The organism is Prevotella melaninogenica, assembly GCF_018127925.1.
GTDB lineage: Bacteria > Bacteroidota > Bacteroidia > Bacteroidales > Bacteroidaceae > Prevotella > Prevotella melaninogenica_C.
Genome location: NZ_CP072347.1, coordinates 870,821 through 893,105, shown reverse-complemented (window position 1 = coordinate 893,105; position 22,285 = coordinate 870,821). Strand labels below are relative to the sequence as shown.

Sequence of the window (22,285 nt, the reverse complement as noted above, 5' to 3'; positions counted from 1 at the left end):
ATTGATCAGTCTGTATTTTCTCCTCTAAAATCTTAGTATAAAGGCTATAAATATGCTTGTTTTTCTTGCGTATTTCAGATTTTCTTTGTACCTTTATACCTATGAAAGAGCAGGTTACGGACATATCAAAAGTATTACAAGGCATGACGGAAGAGATGCGATTATTACGTGCAACTGTTAATCAGCAGTATGCCGAGATTATCAAATTGAACCGTAACATAAATGCTTTGAACCTCCAAATTCGCAAGAAAGATACGGAACTTATAAACTTACGGGAACGCTTAGCTAAGTATGAAAAACCTGACAAAAACTCTAATAACAGCAGCACTCCTCCAAGCAAGGAGCGTATAAAGGATGAGGTTATCAGAAGAACAAGAAGCCTCCGTAAGCCAAGTGGTAAGAAGCCGGGAGGACAAAAGGGGCATGATGGGCATAAGTTGTCTTACTCTTCCATACCTGACGAGATAATTGATGAGATACCCAACTATTGCACTCGTTGCGGAGAATCTTTATCAGATGCAGAACGTGTGCTTGATTATGTGACGCAGGTTATTTCCATTCCAGAGTTGAAGCCCGTAATCAAGGAAATCCGACACTATGTGATGGTATGCAAGAACTGTGGTGAACGTATTCGGACAGTACCGAGACGGCGGTCAAACAACGTGGTATATGATTCAAGCATAAAGTCCTTAGTGGTTTATCTGAGTGTCGTACAATTTCTTCCTTACGGTCGCATAGCAAGTTTTTTGCGTGAGGTATTTGGACTCACTCCAAGCGAAGGCTCACTGGTGAACTGGGTAAATGAGGCAAAGAGAAATGCGCAACCTGTGATTGATAAAATTAAAGGATATATTAAGTCATCAGCAGTTGTTGGTTTCGATGAGAGCGGCTTGTACTGTAAGAAAAGACTCGACTGGGCATGGATTGCACAAACCGTTTATTACACACTGCTTTTCCGTGCTAATGGAAGAGGGTCGAAGGTATTAGCAGACAAATTTGGCGATAGCCTGGAACGAATGACTGCCGTTACCGACCGCCATAGCGCATACTTTGCACTCCATTTCCTCAATCATCAGGTATGCCTTGCTCACTTACTGCGCGAACTGCAATATCTCTCAGAGTTGAACACTAAGCAAGAGTGGTCTGGGAAAGTAACCAATCTGTTCCGTGAAGCCATTCACGAGCGGAATACCAATCCGAACAACGTTATAGACAAGGTGTCATGGACCCGACGTTTAGACAATCTACTCAAACAGAATATAGAGGAGCTTGGTAAAAAGTTTATTACGTTCAGAAAAGGCTTGGTCAAATGCAGAGATTACATTTTCAATTTCCTCGAAAATCCGATGATACCATTTGACAATAATGGAAGTGAACGTGGAATACGCAAGCTAAAAATCAAACTGAAGAACTCCTGTGCTTTTCGTTCAGACTTCGGAGCAGACGCTTTCCTTGAACTTCATTCGATTGTAGAAACAGCTAAGAAGCACGACAAAACGCCATATAATGCGATTCAAGCCTTATTTAAGGTTTGATAATATATATCAATTATCGCTGAATAGTTACAAATATGATTAAGACAAATTCAGAGTTTACAATTATAGAATACATTAATTAAACGACAAAGAATAAAGAAAAAAATCCGGTTCTTCCGTTAAATGTGTGGACGCTTTTCGTATTGCTTTAATGTAAGAAACGAAGCAACCCATTAAACAAAAATATGGCTGAGACAGTCAACTATCTATCCTATTTTCATCCTCTGACATTGAAAATCATTTCTTTTTAGACTTCGAAAATATGCAGACAATGGTTTGAAAAATAATTACATAATTTCGAATAAAACATCTATAAAGGACGGCAAAACAATATACAAAAAACAGGTCTGTAATCAACAGGAAATCAATTAGTTATAAAGTAGTAAAGTAAAAGGTGCTTAATTGGACTTCAAAAGGGCGTTAGTAAGGGTCTTAAAGGGCACCTTTTGCAAGTCAATTGGGCAACTTTTAGAAGCCAAAAGAGCATGTATTGGCTTTGAACCATACGAAAATAATTTACAAACTTTGATTAATAAGGGAATAAGTTGTTTGTAGAGGACAGATAGACATCTCACCTAATTACGTTTATCGAGTAGTTTATCCCCCATTCTAAAACCCTCTAATTGGGGATAAGCATACTGGTGTTGGGTAATGGGTGTTGGGTGTTGAGCCTTTATAAAACTATCTTATTAGAGGAAATCATACCATGTATGTGGACTTATCTCATTCTATTAACAATCTACACATTTAACGGAGGAACCAAAAATCCCACCAACTTCGCAGTTGGTGGGATCCATTCAAGTATATATGAAGCTATAGAAAAGCGATTAGCTTTCGTTATCTTTCGTGCAGACCATTTACTGCTCCAGCGCTATTCTTTGCATAGTCGTTCGTCTTAGCAGAACCAAAGGAAGCCTTGCTTGAAGCTCTTGTCAACGCATTTTGAGCCTTTGCACTTGCTGGTCTCTGACGAGCAAGGTCGAAACGCATAACGTCTGTTGTGTTTGTACTGCGTGCTACACCATAGAAGGTGTCATAACCCTTTGTCTTATCATATCCTAAATGGAAACCATCATTAGTAGTATTGATGTCAAGATTGAAGATAGTTCCAGTCTTAGAATACTTTATTTCGATATTTCCATTATCCAAAACTTTCCAAGAGAATGCCAATGTCTGTGTGTTACCTTGTGCATCAGTATCTACCTCAACTCCATTACCTTGGAGCGAATTAGCTGAAGAATTATACTGGAAGAACTTCATGTTAGCTCTAAAACTATTGCTCTTACGCTGATGTGTTGCATCATCCGTGTACTCAACAGTCATATTACCATCCCACTCACCGGTAAGTGTCTGTGCTTCTTCAACCAGTTTATTTACTTGTCCGTTCTCCTCCTGACGATAGTTATTATTCCAATTATAACTACTGTTATTACCTACAGCATCCATAAACTTATAGAACTCTGAGGTTGTTGCTTCTGGGTAATAATAATAGAACCAATTGTAAGCTGTATAATAACTTGAGCCACTTGGATATTCACCCAGATAGTTTCGTACCGCAGATGTTACCAAATCATCATAGTAATCATCGTCACAGCTTGTCAATGCCAATGGACTCACAACTATTGCAAGTGCCAAGAAAAATTTTGAAATCCGTCTCATACTCATATCCTATTTAATTCTTATTCTTTGTTTATTTACTGATGCAAAAATAGTGAAATTATAAGATGTTTATCGAGTAAATACACTATTTGAAGATAGGGAAATCCCTATTGAAGAAGATTTCACTCCATATCATCAACCCGAATAAAGAATCTCCAATAATCTATTACGAATTAAATCGATTACTAAAAAACTCCTAAACAATGAAGGAGGAAACAAATAAAATTCGTACATTTGCAACACACAAATAAGTAAACTATATAAAGAGAAGATAAGAAACAGAAATGAGAACAGTTTATGAATTCTCTGTCAAAGACAGAAAAGGTAAGGCTTTTTCACTGAAAGAGTTTTCTAATGAGGTGCTACTGATTGTAAACACAGCTACAAAATGTGGCTTCACACCAACTTATGAGGAGTTGGAGGCACTCTATGAGAAGTACCATGCACAAGGATTTGAAGTACTTGATTTCCCTTGCAACCAGTTTGGACAGCAGGCACCAGGTACAGACGAAAGTATCCATGAGTTCTGCAAACTTACATACGGCACAAAATTCCCACGCTTCAAGAAGGTAAAGGTGAATGGTGAAGACGCTGACCCACTCTTCAAGTTCCTCAAGGAGCAGAAGGGCTTTGCTGGTTGGGATGAGTCACATAAGCTCTACCCTATCCTCGACAAGATGCTTTCTGAGGCTGATCCAAACTATAAGGAGAATCCAGATATTAAGTGGAACTTCACCAAGTTCCTTATTAATAAGAAGGGACAGGTCGTTGCTCGCTTTGAACCAACAGAGAGCATTGAGAATATCGCAAAGCAGATTGAAGAATTACTGTAGGAAAAATAACTTGCAAATAACTCTCTCTTAAGGAGATAAAAGCTATTGGCAAGATAACATACAAACAAAAAATAAAAGGCAGAGAGACTTATACTCTTTGCCTTTTATCTTTTTATTAAAGTCATTATCACCTATAAATCTTATTAAAAAATCGCTTCATACGCTTTCTTCTCTTTATAAATTACCCCCATATTAACAATATAATACACCACATTTTGCCCTCAACACCATTGGTGCCTACTAATCCGCACGAGTGGTGCTAACCATCAACACCACTCGTGCTAAGGCTTAACACCAATGGTGATGAGCCTTAACACATGAGATAATAATGATAAGAAAGCGGCATCATCATTATGTTTATAAACTTTATTGCAGGATGCTTATTGGTAAACTTATATGGGGTTTGTTTGCCTTTCAGCACACTTTATAAAGAATTTAACCTCTTTTCCTGTTTATAAGTTTACTTTCTTGCTGGAAGAAAGTAGCATGCAACAAAGGTAATTAACCCATTCAACATCAATAATTCATAGCCAAACTTGTAACCAGTAGTTCTCGAAACAATTGTGTCTAAAGCAAAACAAAGAAGTGGACTGGCTACTGCTATATATGGAGTCAACCGATCATTTACTGCACGTTTAGTACATAAGCCAAATGCAAAAAGACCCAAGAGTGGACCGTATGTATAAGAAGCTATGGTGTAAATAGCATCTATCAGACTCGTTGAGTTGACATAACGGAAGATAAGGATAAACAAAATAAACACAATGGACACACCTATATGTGCCTGTTTGCGTAACTTTTCATCCTTTGGACGATTACAAATGTCTACACAATAAGTTGTTGTTAAGGCTGTTAAGGCAGAGTCTGCACTGGAGAAGCACGCCGCTACGATACCGATTGTAAAGAGAATGACAACCAATGTACCTAATTGTCCACCTGCAACAGCCTGCAACATTAGATTATCTGGCATATCAGGCAAGGCTTGCCCGATACTATTGAAATACATCATTAACAGTACACCCAAGGACAAAAAGAGTAAATTGGCAGGTACAAAGGCAAAACCATAGGTACACATATCCTTCTGTGCTTCACGCAAAGTCTTACAAGTAAGATTCTTTTGCATCATGTCTTGGTCCAGTCCTGTCATAACAATAACAATAAAGATACCGCTAAGAAACTGTTTCCAAAAGTTCTGTTTTGATACCCAGTCATCGAATACAAAAATACGAGAATGACTGTCATTGGCTATTGCTTGAGCTGCTTCTGGAAGCGACATGCCCAATGTTTCGACCACCTTATATATAATAAGAATGAGGGCAAGCAGCATACAAAGGGTCTGAAAGGTGTCTGTCAAGACCAGTGTACGAATTCCTCCCCTACGCGTATAGAGCCAAATAAGTGCCACAAGAGCCACAACGGTAATGGGGAAAGGTATGCCGTAGGCATCTAAGACGAAACGTTGAAGTATCATACAAACAACATAGAAGCGCACTGCCGCACCTGTCATCTTAGACAATAGGAAAAATGAAGCACCAGTCTTATAGCTATAATTGCCTAAACGTGTTTGTAGATAAGAGTAGATAGTTGTCAACTTTAGGCGATAATAAACAGGAAGTAATAGATATGCAACAGCAAAATAGCCCAGCACAAAACCTAAACATGTCTGCATATAGGTCATATCGCTCAACAGTACCATTCCCGGAACGCTAACAAAGGTGACGCCAGAAATACTGGCACCAATCATCCCGAAGGCAACAAGATACCAAGGTGACTGACGGTTTGCACGAAAGAAAGCATCGTTGTCTGCTTTATGTCCCGTTATTCTACTTATTAACAATAAGATGCAAAAATATGCAAGAATAGTAGCGATTATTATCATAATGGCAGCAAAATTACTAAAAATATTATCATTTCATGCAATTAAGAAATCTTATTTTGTAACTTTGTGGTACATCATCTTTCAATAAACATTCATCCATTGTATAATTGAGTAAGAGTATGGCACAACAGAAAAGATTTATACTTGACGAGAAAGATATCCCTACACAGTGGTATAATATTCAGGCAGACATGCCCACTAAGCCCCTTCCCCCACTTCATCCGGCTACACGTAAGCCAATGACAGCAGAGGATCTTTCTGAAATTTTCAGTAAGGAATGTGCAAAACAAGAACTTGATTGTGAGCATGATTGGATTGATATTCCTAAAGAAGTGTTGGAGATGTATAAGTATTATCGCTCCACACCTCTTGTCCGTGCGTATGCTTTGGAGAAAGCATTAGGCACACCAGCACATATCTATTTCAAGAATGAAAGTGTAAATCCACTTGGCTCACATAAGGTTAATTCTGCTATCCCTCAGTGTTACTATTGCAAGCAGGAAGGTGTAACGAATGTCACAACAGAGACTGGTGCGGGTCAATGGGGCGCAGCACTATCCTACGCAGCAAAGGTATACGGACTTGAAGCAGCGGTTTATCAGGTAAAGATTTCCATGCAACAGAAACCTTATCGTTCGCTGATTATGAGGACTTTCGGGGCTATGGTTGAAGGTTCACCTTCAATGTCTACACGTGCAGGAAAGGACATTGTTACACGCGACCCAACACATCCGGGTTCGTTGGGAACAGCTATCTCAGAGGCTATCGAACTGGCAAGAACTACACCTAACTGTAAGTACACTTTAGGTTCAGTACTCAATCACGTTGCATTGCACCAAACAATTATCGGCTTAGAGGCTGAGAAGCAAATGGAAATGGCTGGAGAATATCCTGATAAGGTCATTGCTTGCTTTGGTGGTGGTAGCAATTTTGGTGGTATTGCATTCCCATTTATGCGCCACAATATCCTTGAAGGAAAAAAAACAGAGTTTATTGCAGCAGAGCCAAACAGCTGTCCAAAACTGACACGTGGCAAGTTTGAATACGACTTCGGTGATGAAGCGGGTTACACTCCTTTGTTACCTATGTTCACGCTTGGCCATGATTTCAAACCAGCCAATATCCATGCAGGTGGCTTACGCTATCATGGTGCTGGTGTCATCGTCAGTCAATTGCTTAAAGACGGATACATGTGTGGAATGGATATACCACAGTTAGAAAGCTTTGAGGCAGGTATTCTCTTCTCCCGCACAGAAGGAATTATCCCCGCACCAGAGAGTTGTCATGCCATTGCAGCTGCTATTCGAGAAGCAAAGAAGGCAAAGGAAACAGGAAAAGAAGATGTTATCCTCTTCTGTCTGTCTGGTCATGGACTCATTGATATGACGGCTTATGACACCTATTTCAATGGTGATTTAAGAAACTATACACTCTCTGATAACGAGATAGAGAAGAACCTTGGGACTGTTCCAAAGGTATAGTTAAGGTTCTTCTTTTAAATGCGTAGATTGTTAATAGTATGAGATTCATCTACATATATGGTATGATTACTTCAAATAAGATGGTTTTATAAAAGCTCAACACCCAACAACCATCACCCAACACCAGTATGATTTCCTCCAATAAAATGGTTTCATAAAGGGGGATAAACTTCACGATAGATGTAATTAGGTGCGATCTCTATCCGTCTTATATAAACAACTTATTCCCTCATTAGTTGAATCTTGTAAACTATTTTCGTACGGTTCAAAACTAACACATGCTCTTTTGGCTTATTAAAGATGCCTAATTGGCTTGCAAAAGGTGCCCTTTAAGACCCTTACTAACGCCCTTTTGAAGTCCAATTAAGCACCTTTTACTTTGCTGTTTTATAACCAATTGTTTTCCTGTTGGTTACAAGCTTGCCTTTTATTCATGTTTTTATCGTTATTTATAGTTGTTTTGCTTGAGGTTTTGTAATGATTTTTCAGTACCTTATCTGTGATTATAGAGGTCTAAAAAGAAATGATTTTCAATGTCAGAGGATAACAATAGGATAGATAGTTGACAGTCTTAGCCAAGTTAGGAGAATTCCTCTCTTTAAGTAAAATATCATCTTAAAGAAAGGATAAAGGTATTTATCTTTAACTGTCTATACAGCAGATAGGTTACTATAAAATTACAGGCACTTTGTAGACAGCGCTACAAAGTGCCTGTAATCCTTTATAAACAATGATTAAACTGTCTCAATGTTATCTGCTTGCAAAGCTGCACCGATTGCCGTACAATACTCAGAATTCTTCGGAATAATAAAGCGAACATCGTATATCTTCTCCATAACAGGGAAAAGGAGTTCGCATTGTGGCAACAAACTAAGATTACCTATGAGTACAAAGTCACGGATATCGCTATTCAAAGAGCTCAAGATTGTTGCTGAACCGATAGACTGTAACACCAGACCTATCAAGCCTAAGGCAATATCTTCACGACTTGCATTAGCCTGCGCATTGGCAAAGAGAGATGCAGTAGCATCCATTGGCAAGCCTGGAAGTGGACTGGTTGAGATGTCTTTAATCTGAAGATTGATACGAGAAATATCTCCCTTATTAGCCAAAGCAATGATTTCGTTAATGTTATCAGTCTGTAACAACAAACGTGAAAGACCACTCAACGTACCGCCACCAATACCGATACCACCAATATGACGTATCTCATTGCCATCACAAAGTACAAGTGAGGTACCCGTACCCATAGAAACAACAATCATACGTTGCAACTTCGACTCAAACTGAGCACCTAAGCCATCAGCCAAAAACTCATCAGCCTTAGCCGTTGGAAGTCCATAAACAGGCTTATCAATATAGTGAGCACCTACACCCGTAAGCATAACACGCTCAACCTCAGACAGGTCTATCCTATTGTCATATAGATATTTTCCAAAAGCTCCATACAAGGACGTTACTGGATCAGTAGCCTTGATACGCAAAGGTTTAATAACCTTTCCCTCTCTGATTCCAACAATCTTGGTTGTTGAAATACCCACATCTATACCGATGGAAATCTTCATACACCTTATATAATTATACAGAAGTCTTGCAAAAACTGCTTTCTGAGAGATAATGAATAAACCAAAATATATAAGAATTTACACCAAGTAACCACTCATAAAGAATCATCTCTACGCAAGTGTTGGTAACGGTTCAAATCCTTATAACATCATTAAATCCAATACTCCACATAAGCATGAAATACAACTTATAATGTCGCAAAGGTACGAAAAACCTTAAAGTTTAGAGCATTTACCGAGATATTTTACAAAAAAGACACAAAAATATTTCTCTATTAAGCTGAAAATGAGTATCTTTGCATTCCGTTATAATGAGAGATTAGAAATAAACATCAATAAAGAACAAAAACAAAATGACGAAAGCAGATATCATCAATGAGATTGCAACGTCTACTGGCATCGCCAAGAAGGACGTTTCAGCTGTGGTTGAGTCTTTTATGGAAACCATCAAAGACAGTTTGTTGGAGAAGAAAGAAAATGTATACCTTCGTGGTTTCGGTAGCTTCATCGTTAAGCACCGCGCGGAAAAGACAGCTCGTAACATCTCAAAGAACACGACTATCACTATCCCAGCACACGATTTCCCAAGTTTCAAGCCAGCAAAGACCTTCATCGAGGATATGAAGAAATAAATTAAACATAAATACAATAACAATTTAAAACAATTTAAAGCTATGCCAAACGGAAAGAAGAAAAAGGGACACAAGATGGCTACGCACAAGCGTAAAAAGAGATTAAGAAAGAACAGACATAAGAGCAAGTAAGCCCCAAGGCTGAAAGGCTTTATAACTGACTTTCAATAATATGGCGGGGCGTGTCATCGCAATATACTTCTCTTCCCTGGAAGTGCGACGACAGGTTCCGCGTTTTTATTTTATCTATAAGTATCCTTTAGCATCATTGTAGAGACTATAAAAGACGCTAAATGATAGCTTATAACAAACGAAGAAGATGACAAGCGAAGTAATTATTGATGCCCAACCGAAAGAGATTTCGATAGCTCTACTCGAAGACAAGCGTCTGGTTGAATACCAGCGTGAGCCAAGAGAGGCGAGCTTCTCGGTTGGAAACATCTACGTGGCAAAGGTAAAGAAACTGATGCCAGGGCTGAATGCCTGCTTTGTAGATGTAGGTTATGAGCGTGACGCCTTTCTTCATTATCTTGACTTAGGGAGCCAATTCAACTCCTATGCAAAGTATCTGAAACAGGTTCAGAGCGACCGCAAGAAACTTTATCCCATTCAGAAAGCCACTCGCCTACCCGACTTGCAAAAGGACGGAACAGTTCAAAACACACTGCAGGTAGGACAAGAGGTGATGGTGCAGATTGTTAAAGAACCCATTTCCACCAAAGGACCTCGCCTTACAGGCGAAATATCATTCGCTGGCAGATTCCTGGTGCTTATACCATTCGGGCATAAAGTTAGCGTATCTTCTAAAATCAAAAGCGGCGAAGAACGTGCACGCCTCAAGCAGCTCATACAGAGTATTACACCAAAGAACTTCGGTGTAATTGTCCGTACAGTAGCTGAAGGAAAGCGCGTAGCCGAGCTTGACGCTGAGATGAAAGTCCTACTGAGCCGCTGGAATGAAGCAATCACAAGACTGCAGAAAACGCAGGAACGCCCTCAACTTGTTTTTGAGGAGACTGGACGTGCTGTTGCGATGCTGCGTGACCTCTTCAATCCAACCTACGAAAACATCTACGTCAACGATGACGAGATTTGCACTGCCGTTCAACACTACGTCTCTCTAATAGCCCCTGAAAAGGCGGGCATAGTGAAGAAGTACACTGGTAAGGTGCCAATCTTTGACAACTTTGACGTTACGAAGCAAATTAAATCAAGCTTCGGCAAGACTATCAATTATGGTCATGGATGCTACCTCATCATTGAACACACTGAGGCAATGCACGTTGTAGATGTGAATAGTGGTAACAGAACAAAGGAAAAAGCACAGGAACAGAATGCTCTTGACACCAACCTTGGTGCTGCCGACGAGTTAGCCCGACAGCTTCGACTGCGTGACATGGGTGGAATCATTGTCGTTGACTTTATCGACATGAATCTTGCTGAGGACCGCCAGATGCTGTACGAGCGTATGTGTAAGAACATGCAGAAGGACCGTGCACGTCACAATATCCTTCCTTTGAGCAAGTTCGGACTGATGCAGATTACTCGTCAGCGTGTACGCCCAGTAATGGATGTAGATGTAGATGAGAACTGCCCTACTTGTTTCGGTAGTGGTAAGATTCGTTCAAGCATTCTCTTTACCGATCAATTGGAGCGTAAGATAGACCGATTGGTTAATAAGGTTGGAGTAAAGAAATTCTATTTGCACGTTCATCCTTACGTTGCAGCTTACATTAACAAGGGTCTTATTTCCTTGAAACGTAAGTGGCAAATGAAGTATGGTTTAGGTGTAAATATCATTCCTTCACAGAAACTCGCCTATTTGCAGTATGAGTTTTATGATGCGAATCAGCAGTTCATTGATATGAAGGAACAGAACGATAAATCCTAAACTAACAACTAAGTCGTTAGATAAAACGAAAGGTTTACAACATTAGAAATCCGCAACCTATAATATATAAGGTGGCGGATTTCTTTTTTTCATCTACTTTTCATATTTCATAAAAACTTAGACTTCAAATCTAACAGAAAGTCAATTTTGTCAACAATTTTCCTCTCTTCGATTTTTATTAAGGCTTAATTACACTCGAATTAACGCTCAATTGACTTCTAAAAGATGCCCTTTTAAGGTCTTACTAACGCCCTTTTGAAGTCCAATTCAGCACCTCTTGCAAACCATTTTTGTAACTTATTAACTACAAGACAGTTACAAAGGTATAGCAAAGAGTGGTTTTATGCTTAGTTTAAGTGGAAACATTAGTAACAATGTAAAATAAATTCGCATCAACAAAAACGCCCTCACCTGTCTAAAAGAAGACAAATGAGGGCGTTTGCTATATGGTTTAATAAACGTTTTAAGCCGGAATGACTTTAAAGCGTACTCTGAATGCGCGTTTCTGCTCATCCCAGTTTGTACCCAACATCTCAAAGCGACCAATCTGAGCGGTTGAACGAACGTGCTTACCTATGCAAAGGCAAGCATCAAAATCACCAATACGAACCAATCGCAACATCTCTGAAGCATCTTCTGGAAGTCTATCAACAGTAACACCTTCGGGGATATGATTGCGGTCGACCATTTCAAAAGTTACAGGCAAGTCTTCAGCAATAAGACGATTCATCTCCTCCTCTATCGCCTTTTCTTCCTTACGGTTTGGTTTATGATCAAGTATAAAAGTCATCTTACTCTTCTTCCGTTCGATGTGAGCATTATTACTACGCTCTGCCCCAAACATACGAATCATCACCTGATTCAGCAGATGCTCTGCTGTATGGGCAGGAGGAAACTCATCTTTATTGTGTGAATTTAATACATAGTCCACTGTCTTCTTCTTTATATTAAACTTATAAATCCTACCATAGTTCGCCTCTACATCCAATGCAACCTGACCATCACGCTTCAAGTCTACTACCTTTGTAAAACCAGAAAGCAAGTCGGTCATTTCTACCTCCTGTTCGGGCAGAGCGAGGAAATCATACGCATGAGAAGGAATGACTACATTGATATACACTCGCTTTTGGTCGAAGTTGGCAACAACCAATAACACTTCATCATCCGCCTTACGCAAGAAAGCAAACTGCTTGCGAGGATTAAACTGATAACTCTGATTATTCACATACATAAGATCAAAAGTCTGTCCTTCCCTGACAGCTTTTTCACGATTGCAAAAACGGAGAAGTCCTTGATATACAAGAGAGAGTTTCTTTTCGTCTATTGTCAAGGCTTTACGATTAAAAAAGCCTTTATAGATAGCATCGCTCGTCCAGTAGTCAAAGATGGTTGAACGACCATCCTGCCCCGAAAAGCCTTCCTTATCCATACCTCTTTCGCCAAACTCCTGTCCTGCATATACCATAACAGGGTTCTGCTGAAGAAGAGCAGACACAATCATACCGGGAACTCCCTTCCAAGGATTACCCGCAAAGAAATCAGAAGCTATACGTTGCTCATCATGATTTTCAAGAAAATATAGCATGTGGTCACGAATATCGTCAACCTGCTGCCACTCATGGGTGATAGAAGAAGCAGGACGCTCGTCACACATCACACCACGGATACAGTCATACATACCCACCTTATCGTAGAGATAGTCGAAACCTGACTCTACATACATACGATATTGGTTAGGATCGTAAACCTCACCAATGAATATCATCTCAGGATAACGCTCCTTCACCTGCAGTGTTGCGTAAGCCCAAAACTCGTGCGGAACCATCTCTACCATGTCACAACGAAAGCCATCAACACCCTTTGCTGCCCAGAAAAGAAGGATATCAGTCATCTTCTTCCATGTAGAAGGGACAGGATTATAGTGATAACTTCTTCCACCAGCATCACAATAGTCAACACCATAGTTTAGCTTAATGGTCTCATACCAGTCATTCTGCTGAGGGTGAGAATCGAAACGATCGTTACCAGTACACTTTGCAGGGAACTCATGATAAGCCTCAGCACCATGAGCATAAGTATTCTCAACAACTCCTGAAAGGTCAAGTTCTTCGCCTGGACAGTAATAGAAATTGTTTTGAGTATCAAAGTGCTTGCTCGTATCATCACCTTCTCCAAGGTCTTCAACACCCTCAGGCTTAGCTATACTCTTATACTGGCGAGCTACATGATTAGGCACAAAGTCTATAATCATCTTCATACCTTCAGCATGTGTACGGGCTACAAGTGCCTCAAACTCTGCCATACGAGCATCTACATCTACTGCTATGTCAGGGTCAATATCATAATAATCCGTGATGGCGTAAGGCGAGCCAGCACGTCCCTTTACAACACGAGGGTTCTGTGTAGGTATACCAAAAGCAGAATAATCTGTACACGTTGCATGGCGGATTACGCCTGTATACCAAAGATGAGTAACACCGAAGTCATGGATGCGTCGCAACATATCCTCATCAAAGTCATTCATCTTCCCTACCCCGTTCTCAGCTAATGTACCATTCTCCTTCTTTGTAAGGTTCTTATTACCGAAAGTACGAGTGAAAACTTGGTAGATAACTAATTTAGTTTTCATAAACAAATAGAAAGAAAACCCCTCCTTCGTTCCCTCCCTCAAAAGGAAGGGGACGGAGGAGGGGGCTGTCGCTTAATAATAAAGTTAGAACTACACACCGTGTGCATTAACGGTCTTATCAATACGAGCAAGCATACCCTGCAAAGCAGCACCCGGCCCACACTCTACGAACTCGTTAGCACCATCGGCAATCATGTTCTGTGCGCTCTTTGTCCAACGTACGCTTGATGTAAGCTGAGCGATAAGGTTCTTCTGAATCTCAGCTGGATCTGTATGTGGCAATGCATCTACGTTCTGATAAACTGGACACTTTGGTGCATTGAATATAGTTGCCTCAATAGCTGCCTGCAACTCGTCCTTAGCTGGCTGCATCAATGGAGAGTGGAAAGCACCACCTACCTTCAATGGCAATGCACGCTTAGCACCAGCCGCCTTCATCAACTCGCAAGCCTCATTGATACCCTCTGTTGAACCAGAGATAACCAACTGACCAGGGCAGTTGAAGTTAGCTGCAACACAAACCTTACCCTCTTTAGATACAGATGCACAGATTTCCTCAACCTTCTCATCAGCCAAGCCGATGATAGCTGCCATAGTACCAGGATTCAGTTCACAAGCCTTCTGCATAGCATTAGCACGTGCAGCAACAAGCTTCAAACCATCTTCGAAGCTCAATGCACCAGCAGCAACGAGTGCTGAGAACTCACCCAAAGAGTGACCTGCTACCATATCTGGCTTGAACTCATCGCCTAAGCAAAGAGCAGAAATAACGCTATGAAGGAATACGGCAGGCTGAGTTACCTTAGTTTCTTTCAGCTGCTCGTCAGTACCAGCAAACATAATCTCGGTTATCTTGAAGCCAAGAATCTCGTCAGCCTTATCGAAAAGTTCCTTTGCTAATGGGTTATTGTCATAGAGGTCCTTACCCATACCAACAAACTGAGATCCCTGTCCAGGGAATACAAATGCTTTCATATACTATTGAATTGTTTAATTATTAATATTCTACAGAGTGCAAAGATACAGAAAAGAAAGGAGATAGAAAAGAAACTAAGTAAAAAACACGATGTGCTTTGCATCACTCTAACCTTGTAGAAATAATTTCTTGTTATTTCCACTATGTATTTTGCATCAATAAGATTGTATACATTAGGTTTGTATAAGAATACTTTGGGGTTATAAATTGCCAAAGAACATTCACTTTGTCAGCATTTCCAATGCCATCGACATCCCCTAAGACAAACATTACTTACCCCTTTAAAACCATATAAGTCTTGTCTTTACCTGTTCTTATAAGGGATGTAACGAGTTCAGAAAGTCATCCGCACCATCCGTGCGAAGGCTTAGCACGTGTGGTGCGAACGTCAAACACCATTCGTGTTGTTGGTAGATAGCTTACCATACATAACCAAAACGAAAGAAAAGAGTTGTACTATCGAAAGGATATAACACCTACTTCATTCATCTAAGTAATCATTACCTTTACATCTAAACACGCTAAACGAACGATATAGTTACATCATTGAAAAGACATAACAAGGTGGCGACCTGCTAATAAAGCGATAAAGCCTAATGCAAGCGAGGTAATGATATAAAGGGAAGAAATCATAAAACCATCCCCTCCCTTTAATAACGTTGCATGCTCATTCATAAAAGTTGAAAAGGTTGTGAAACCTCCACAGAAACCAGTAGTGAGCATAAGGCGAACAGCAGGACTGACTCCGCCATGATCATTAGTTAATGAAGAGAAGATACCTATAAGGAAACAGCCAAGCACGTTGACGACCATTGTTCCCAAAGGGAATGAACCTACTACAGCAAGTTGTAAATACTTCGAGATAACCATTCGAAGACTGCCGCCAACAAAACTTCCAATACCTACTAAAAGAACATCCTTTATCATACTGAACGAACAATTATTTTTGTCTTTAAGGCTTAGAAAACCAGATTAAAACCAAATCGAATACCATTCTTTGAGATACCCGGAGCATGTGTATAAGTTAGTCGACGAACGTAATCTACCTCCAAAAACTTGAAGATATTATGTACTCCGACAACAAACTCCATGTAAGGATCGCGTGTCATAACACGTGTATCGACAGGGAACTTATACAATTCTGTATCATTAGAATTCTGTGGTAAATATGGGTTGTTCTTATCTGTCAAATGTCCCCACATACCTTTAAAGGCAACATACTCACGCCACTTCAACTTCTTAATGAGTGGAATACGATTGAAAATCTTACCCTCTAAGTCCCATGCAAGATTAAACTGTGCATATCGGTCATTAAGGAATTCAAGTCCTTTCATGAGGTTGAATGTTCCTTGATGCTCGAAATAAGACGTGTTCACAGGAGGAGTAATAAGGAATTGGAATGGTACCTTATTCCATTGTGCACCACCTTGTACACGTGTATCAACATGTCCCCAACTTCCTAACCAGAAACGTTTATAGATAGAAACCTCCGTAAGATTAGTATTAAAGTCACTACCTAAGAAATGCTTAATGCCCATTGTATGCGTAACATTGAACTCTGGCGCATCGAGATTTACAGTCATACGCTTTTGCTTTGAGTTCACATAAGATTGTCCAGGACGATAATTGAATCCAAGACTAATCTCACTCACACGCAGTTTGTCAACCAACGTACCATCCATTTTCTCATAGACAAGCTTACCTGTAGGTCTGTTACTCTCTGTACGAATCTCAAAGCTTGTAGCCAAACCATAGTCAGTCTCCCACATGAAGTTAATCTTCTGACGATTAACAAAATACATCTGTTCAACCTTTACAGGGCGGAAAGTCATGAAGATATTATCCTTATTGTGTTTCAGATATTTGTCTGATGGAGACTCAACATCACTTGTTGATTCGAAAGATATGGTACGGATAGGGAACTCAATAGGTTGATACTCGGGCTTATTAAACGAGTAGGTAACCTTTGCATCGTAATAATTGCGATGTGACTTTGTACCATAAGCATAATAACCTTCAAAGAACCAATGAGGATTAAACTTAGCTGTAGTACGGGCAGAGGCACGTAAACGAATGCCATCAACAAAGTTCTTTGAGATAAAAGTATTGACAGGACCAATATCAAACTTACTTGGCTTGTCTTCTGAACCTGTTTCAATGAAGTTCTCTATCAAAGCCTTGGACGCAAACATCACCCATTTGAAATGCTTTGTGCTTGCCATACGCTTGATAAATGAGTCCATTCCAGCCTCACTCTTCGTCAGTTGCGTTGTTCTGTGTGCTGCCCAAAACTCATTATCACGCATCTTAGCATTGGTATCGTATATAGTCTTTGCCTTACCCTTAAATTGTTTGTCATCAATAGGGGCAAAAGAATAGTTTGTTATACCGGTCGTGCGAATGACAATAGCACGTTGCAAGAGGTCTGTCAGCTTCAACTCAGCAATCATATTGTCTGTTGTCAAAGCCCACTCTCCATTACTTAACTTCGTGAATTCCTGCTGAAACTTCATTGCATCAACAAAGTTAACACCCGTATTAGCAGGCAACTGCATATCACACTTCTTCACATGAAGTGAACTATCATTCAACACATACAACTCTCCACGGAACCCAAAGTCCTGCTGGTTGGCTGGCATAAACTGCAAACGAATACACTGATCCTGATTGACATAAACCGTATCGTCGATATAAAAATGATAGAACGAAATCGCTGTAGAGCCTATTGGAGAAGGGAAACGCTTCTGAAGAAGATCAATTTGGTCGTCATAAAGATTGATATCCTTAAAAAGATCCTTCACAATCGTATTCAAAGCTTCACCTGTTTGTATAAGTTTTGAAATACCCTTAGTAGACTGTCCTAACACGATATCCTTTTCATCACGTGGATTCTTACGATAAAGATGCTGGGTAAGCGTCTCATCTACAGAGATTGGAAGAATGAGTTTGTTATTATAAGGACAAGTTTCTACTTGCTCAAGAAGCCAAGAAGCTTTCTTAAACATAGAGCCTTCAAGTTCATCAGGTGTAAGGTTATTAATAGCCATAGTCACCTTCTGATACTTATCATACTGATAGTAATCATGGTTTTCCAAGTGAGTTTGCTTCTTCGCAGCAATAACTCGCCTCATCAACTCTACTGCTGGGTTATCCTTACGCGAATATTTATGACGACGTTTAGCCTTCACCACAATACCCTGCAACTGCTTAGAGTCTGCGATAAGCGTCACTTTCAATTCTCTTGAAGTATGTGCAGTAATCTTAATATTACGTGATTTATAGCCAACAGCAGTGATTGTAAGTTGTTCTCCTACTTTTCTTGCAATAGAGAAATGACCATTCGCATCACTCGAAGCACCTAACTTTAAATTCCGATAGACTGCATTCGCATAAGGAATACTATCTCCCGTTTGCCAATCAACCACATAACATTGAAGTAGCGTACTATCTATCACAGCAGGCTTAGCGGCTATCTTAGCTAATGAATCCATCAGTTGCAGCAACGAATCAGTTGCAATTCCCATCGAGTCAGCTGCTGTCAACAAGGAATCTTTACCTACAAACGAAGAATCTTTACCCACCAACAACGAATCTATGTGCATAACATAAGGCTTTGAATTAAAGTACAAAGACTTAAATGTATATGCATGTGCTGAAAATGATACGAATACAAAGAGGAGAGCAACTATCACTCTCAACCTTATCATTCGCCGTCCTCCTCTTGTCTTATCAAAGACAGAAGATGTATGATTACGCATGTTTAGACTCATTAATCTATTCATATATTACTTTAGTTTTAGAATCATGCAAGACAACTTACTATCGTCATTTTGCATTCAAGCGTCCTCCTATCCCATAAAAGAACTTGGAGGACTTCTCTGTTAATTGAGGAAATGACTAATCAATCTCCTCATCAGCTTCATATCCACCCATTTCTCGAATGGCATTTTTCAGCATTGTATACTGTTCAAAAAGATTATTGACAGCTTCCTCACCACGAGTAAAATCGTGCATTGGACTCTTGAGGAAGATACTCAAGAAACGCTGAATACCATAACGACCTGCCCTTGCAGCAAGATCAGAGAGCAACGTAAGGTCAAGAAGCAATGGTGCAGCAAGGATGGAATCACGACAAAGGAAATTAATCTTTATCTGCATCGGGTAACCCATCCAGCCAAAGATGTCTATATTATCCCATCCTTCCTTGTCATCATTACGAGGAGGATAATAGTTGATACGCACTTTATGATAGATATTACCATAAAGATCGGGCTGCTCATCAGCTCTACAAATGGTCTCAAGTGTCGACAACTTACTTACTTCCTTTGTATGGAAGTTAGCTGGTTCATCAAGAACTAAGCCATCACGATTACCCAAGATGTTCGTTGAGAACCAACCAGCAAGTCCAAGGTTACGTGTCTTAATGATAGGAGCAAAGCCCGACTTAACCAATGTCTGCCCTGTCTTAAAGTCCTTACCAGCAATAGGCATACGAGTCTTCTCAGCCAATTCCCACATAGCAGGTATGTCAACCGTTGTATTAGGAGCACCCATGATAAACGGACAATCCTCTGTCAATGCCGCATAAGCATAACACATAGATGGCGCAACATGCTCTCTATCATCTGACTTCATAGCCGATTCCAATTGCTCAAGCGTTTTGTGGTATGCCTCATCGTATGGTACATAAATCTCGGTAGAAGCTGCCCAGATGACAACAACACGTTCGCAGCCATGCTCTTTCTTAAAGTTCTGAATGTCTTTCTGCAATTCCAGCACCATATCCCAGCGTGTCTTGCAGTCTTTAACATTGTCACCATCAAGTCGCTTAGCATAGTTTCGGTCGAAAGCTGCCTTCAGAGGCTTGATAGCCATCAGTTCCTCACGTACTGGTTCGATATCCTTTGCCTTCAACACTTCAGCATATACTGCTGCTTGATAAGCATTCTGAGGGTACACATCCCATGTACCAAAGACGATATCATCTAAGTTTGCCAATGGAACAATATCTTTGTAATGAAGATATTTTTTATCAGCTCCGCGCCCAACACGGATTTTATCATATTGAGTCATAGAGCCAATAGGCTTCGTAAGACCCTTGCGTGTCATTAACACTCCAGTCATGAAGGTCGTAGCAACAGCGCCGCAACCAACGACCATTATTCCTAATCTGCCCTCTGCAGGCTTTACATTTGTTTGCTTCATGATTATTACTGCAATATTTTATTAACGCATTAAAGTGGCGTATATTGTCTTAATATAGGTTGTAGTTCAACTAAATTCTTAATAATATAATCTGCTACACACATTGTTGGCTCTTCAGACGTCCACCCTTCGCCTTTTAACCATATGGTATGACAACCAAGTTCATGTGCAGGAAGTATGTCTTTTGTGTAGCTATCACCTATCACAATAACGTTTTCAGGCTTCACATCCATAGATTTTACAGCTATATTAAATATCTGTGAATCAGGTTTTCGAACACCAACAACAGCACTTTCCGTCACGGTTTCAAAATAAGAAGATAAGCCAAACTCCTCAAGTACAACTGACATGTTGCCATAGAAGTTTGTTACCAAGCCTATTCTATAATGCTTCTTTAACTCCGACAGCACGTCTCTACTCTCTGCTATGTTGGCTTTTACCCTCTCATAGACGTCATGTACCACAACCTTTTGCATTCGTTCAGCCTCAACCTTATCCTCTGGCAACCAGCCACAGTCAACCAAGTATTCAAACTCTAATTTCAATTTAGACGTTAACATCGAAAGAAATGTGTCGTGTGACCGTATAATAGGCTGCTCTCCTAAGGTACGTTCTGCATGTACATAGGCTTCACGAAACTGCTCTTCTGTCACAGGAATTCCGTTTCTTTTGTATGCATACCAAAGGAACTTTCCCCAGTGACAACCTGCTGTATCAAGCGTACCACCAAAGTCAAAGAGGAGAGTTAACCCTCCCTCCTCATCACATTGAGTAGCGTGTGTTCTCTTTGTTCTTAATGATATATCGTTTAACTCTTTGTTCATTCTAAATGGTTTAAGCAATATTAGATTGTAATAGACTGTCATTCAACATTAAATGATGAACAGGAAAAGTAAATCTTCAACCTATTTTCAATTTTAATTACAGTCAAAGAAACATATAATTTACACTTTTGGCGTAAGACTTTTACACAAATCTTCGTGCCGTTTGTGCATATAGATGTACAGAAGATTATATAAACTAACCTCAAACACAAAGTATATCCACGGACAATTCAATAAGCAAGTGACGTAGATAAGAATAGCACGACTGTTGAACGAAAGAAAGTTTGTAAAAGGCATCAACGGTCTGCTACCTGCCAAGAAACGATCTCTGAGTTCCTGTGGCACCTTATCTATTCCTCCGTACTTCTCTATCAATACTGCATGAAACTTCTGAAAAGCAGGGGTTCTACGCTCCTGACTCCTACAATAACGTTGATAATTACTATGAAAAGCACGGTCCCAAAAGACTCCCTTCTTTCCTTTCAAGCTTTCGACAATAGCGTGTTCGCGTTCGTATGAGTCAAGTTCTGAACCTTCTTTACCCTTCAAGAAATAAAGATGAATCTGTCGATAATAGTCGCTCAATGAACTTTGTGGAGAGTGACATAACAAACTTGCAATGGCTGCCAAGGCTAATCCCCAAAAGCCCCACACCTCTGATGTGCCAGGCATTGGCTGATACCACAGTCGTAAGACAATAGCAAGATAGATTGAGAAGAACCACACATCGCCTGCAAAACCATCTAAACAGCGACCTTTCATAGATTGTTGACGAGTAAGCCGTGCCAACTGTCCGTCTGTTGAATCACAAAAGTTTGCTAACATCAAGAGAATAATTCCAATGATATTATGCAAGGTATCTGTAAAGTAAAACATTACACCCGCACCAATTCCAAGGAAGATAGAAAGAATGGTAATAGTATTAGGTGTAACACCCAAGCGATGCCAGAACAGGGCAAATGCCAAACCTATGGGACGAGTAAAATAAATATCAAGCCATTCTTCCGTGTCCATAGACTTGAAAGAGGCGCGAAGGAGACTGAAAAATCCCATCTTACTTTCTTGTCCTTCGCCCAAATAGGGAGAAGAACTCTGTATGGTTAAATGAGAATTGTCTCCTTTTTGCTGAGCAGATACTCTGTTATTTTGTTGTTCTTTCATCATTATTTTCTGATT

At 40.0% G+C, this 22,285-nt stretch carries 15 protein-coding genes; 5 read left to right on the top strand and 10 right to left on the bottom strand.

Annotated elements, in window-relative coordinates; translation table 11 throughout:
- The first annotated feature begins 101 nt into the window (after positions 1-101).
- On the top strand, positions 102-1,535 hold the full coding sequence (gene tnpC, locus J4861_RS03305; RefSeq protein WP_211815788.1) for an IS66 family transposase: 1,434 nt from the start codon (positions 102-104) through the stop codon (positions 1,533-1,535).
- 837 nt (positions 1,536-2,372) lie between these two features.
- Here tnpC and J4861_RS03300 read toward each other — a convergent pair.
- Positions 2,373-3,194, bottom strand: a complete 822-nt coding sequence (locus tag J4861_RS03300) for a hypothetical protein (protein WP_211815787.1) — start codon at positions 3,192-3,194, stop codon at positions 2,373-2,375.
- Positions 3,195-3,478: 284 nt separating this feature from the next.
- Here J4861_RS03300 and J4861_RS03295 point away from each other — a divergent pair, with 284 nt between their 5' ends.
- The gene (locus tag J4861_RS03295) at positions 3,479-4,027 is read left to right on the top strand and encodes a glutathione peroxidase (RefSeq protein WP_004359516.1); all 549 of its coding nucleotides are present in this window, start codon (positions 3,479-3,481) and stop codon (positions 4,025-4,027) included.
- 460 nt (positions 4,028-4,487) lie between these two features.
- Here the strand turns inward: J4861_RS03295 and J4861_RS03290 are convergent, their stop codons facing one another.
- Positions 4,488-5,906 carry a sodium:solute symporter gene (locus tag J4861_RS03290; protein ID WP_211815786.1) on the bottom strand — a complete coding sequence of 473 codons (1,419 nt, stop codon included), beginning with the start codon at positions 5,904-5,906 and terminating at the stop codon, positions 4,488-4,490.
- Positions 5,907-6,025: 119 nt separating this feature from the next.
- Here J4861_RS03290 and J4861_RS03285 point away from each other — a divergent pair, with 119 nt between their 5' ends.
- Positions 6,026-7,387: a TrpB-like pyridoxal phosphate-dependent enzyme gene (locus J4861_RS03285; protein WP_211815785.1), complete on the top strand. Its 1,362-nt coding sequence runs from the start codon at positions 6,026-6,028 to the stop codon at positions 7,385-7,387.
- 734 nt (positions 7,388-8,121) lie between these two features.
- Here J4861_RS03285 and coaW read toward each other — a convergent pair.
- Complete coding sequence (gene coaW / locus J4861_RS03280; RefSeq protein WP_211794371.1) at positions 8,122-8,952, bottom strand: type II pantothenate kinase; 831 nt, start codon at positions 8,950-8,952, stop codon at positions 8,122-8,124.
- A 335-nt stretch (positions 8,953-9,287) separates the two neighbouring features.
- On the opposite strand from coaW, the gene J4861_RS03275 reads away from it, so the two are divergent.
- Both J4861_RS03275 and J4861_RS03270 read left to right on the top strand, forming a co-directional pair.
- Positions 9,288-9,584, top strand: a complete 297-nt coding sequence (locus J4861_RS03275; RefSeq protein WP_226893226.1) for an HU family DNA-binding protein — start codon at positions 9,288-9,290, stop codon at positions 9,582-9,584.
- 319 nt (positions 9,585-9,903) lie between these two features.
- Positions 9,904-11,475: an Rne/Rng family ribonuclease gene (locus J4861_RS03270; protein ID WP_211815784.1), complete on the top strand. Its 1,572-nt coding sequence runs from the start codon at positions 9,904-9,906 to the stop codon at positions 11,473-11,475.
- A 463-nt stretch (positions 11,476-11,938) separates the two neighbouring features.
- Here the strand turns inward: J4861_RS03270 and J4861_RS03265 are convergent, their stop codons facing one another.
- From J4861_RS03265 to J4861_RS03235, 7 genes are all read right to left on the bottom strand, one after another.
- Complete coding sequence (locus tag J4861_RS03265) at positions 11,939-14,104, bottom strand: alpha-amylase family glycosyl hydrolase (protein WP_211815783.1); 2,166 nt, start codon at positions 14,102-14,104, stop codon at positions 11,939-11,941.
- Positions 14,105-14,194: 90 nt separating this feature from the next.
- Positions 14,195-15,079 (bottom strand): ACP S-malonyltransferase, encoded by an 885-nt coding sequence (gene fabD, locus J4861_RS03260; protein ID WP_211815782.1) that lies wholly within the window; start codon positions 15,077-15,079, stop codon positions 14,195-14,197.
- Between the two features lie 544 nt (positions 15,080-15,623).
- Positions 15,624-16,007, bottom strand: coding sequence for a fluoride efflux transporter CrcB (gene crcB, locus J4861_RS03255; protein WP_211815781.1), 384 nt, complete (start codon positions 16,005-16,007; stop codon positions 15,624-15,626).
- A gap of 32 nt (positions 16,008-16,039) precedes the next feature.
- Complete coding sequence (locus J4861_RS03250; RefSeq protein WP_428842163.1) at positions 16,040-18,787, bottom strand: DUF5686 family protein; 2,748 nt, start codon at positions 18,785-18,787, stop codon at positions 16,040-16,042.
- Between the two features lie 190 nt (positions 18,788-18,977).
- On the bottom strand, positions 18,978-20,285 hold the full coding sequence (locus tag J4861_RS03245; protein WP_211815779.1) for an inositol-3-phosphate synthase: 1,308 nt from the start codon (positions 20,283-20,285) through the stop codon (positions 18,978-18,980).
- A 29-nt stretch (positions 20,286-20,314) separates the two neighbouring features.
- A complete protein-coding gene (locus tag J4861_RS03240) occupies positions 20,315-21,109 on the bottom strand; it encodes an HAD family hydrolase (RefSeq protein WP_211815778.1) in 795 nt (264 codons plus the stop codon).
- A 120-nt stretch (positions 21,110-21,229) separates the two neighbouring features.
- Positions 21,230-22,273 (bottom strand): CDP-alcohol phosphatidyltransferase family protein, encoded by a 1,044-nt coding sequence (locus tag J4861_RS03235; protein WP_249110724.1) that lies wholly within the window; start codon positions 22,271-22,273, stop codon positions 21,230-21,232.
- Positions 22,274-22,285: the final 12 nt, after the last annotated feature.

Bases quoted from the DNA above. Each gene is read 5' to 3' on its own strand.
- coaW (WP_211794371.1), bottom strand. From the start codon at position 8,952: ATGAAGATTTCCATCGGTATAGATGTGGGTATTTCAACAACCAAGATT.
- J4861_RS03270 (WP_211815784.1), top strand. From the start codon at position 9,904: ATGACAAGCGAAGTAATTATTGATGCCCAACCGAAAGAGATTTCGATA.
- J4861_RS03300 (WP_211815787.1), bottom strand. From the start codon at position 3,194: ATGAGACGGATTTCAAAATTTTTCTTGGCACTTGCAATAGTTGTGAGT.
- J4861_RS03265 (WP_211815783.1), bottom strand. From the start codon at position 14,104: ATGAAAACTAAATTAGTTATCTACCAAGTTTTCACTCGTACTTTCGGT.
- J4861_RS03250 (WP_428842163.1), bottom strand. From the start codon at position 18,787: ATGATAAGGTTGAGAGTGATAGTTGCTCTCCTCTTTGTATTCGTATCA.
- fabD (WP_211815782.1), bottom strand. From the start codon at position 15,079: ATGAAAGCATTTGTATTCCCTGGACAGGGATCTCAGTTTGTTGGTATG.
- J4861_RS03290 (WP_211815786.1), bottom strand. From the start codon at position 5,906: ATGATAATAATCGCTACTATTCTTGCATATTTTTGCATCTTATTGTTA.
- crcB (WP_211815781.1), bottom strand. From the start codon at position 16,007: ATGATAAAGGATGTTCTTTTAGTAGGTATTGGAAGTTTTGTTGGCGGC.
- J4861_RS03295 (WP_004359516.1), top strand. From the start codon at position 3,479: ATGAGAACAGTTTATGAATTCTCTGTCAAAGACAGAAAAGGTAAGGCT.
- J4861_RS03285 (WP_211815785.1), top strand. From the start codon at position 6,026: ATGGCACAACAGAAAAGATTTATACTTGACGAGAAAGATATCCCTACA.
- J4861_RS03245 (WP_211815779.1), bottom strand. From the start codon at position 20,285: ATGAAGCAAACAAATGTAAAGCCTGCAGAGGGCAGATTAGGAATAATG.
- J4861_RS03240 (WP_211815778.1), bottom strand. From the start codon at position 21,109: ATGAACAAAGAGTTAAACGATATATCATTAAGAACAAAGAGAACACAC.
- J4861_RS03235 (WP_249110724.1), bottom strand. From the start codon at position 22,273: ATGATGAAAGAACAACAAAATAACAGAGTATCTGCTCAGCAAAAAGGA.
- tnpC (WP_211815788.1), top strand. From the start codon at position 102: ATGAAAGAGCAGGTTACGGACATATCAAAAGTATTACAAGGCATGACG.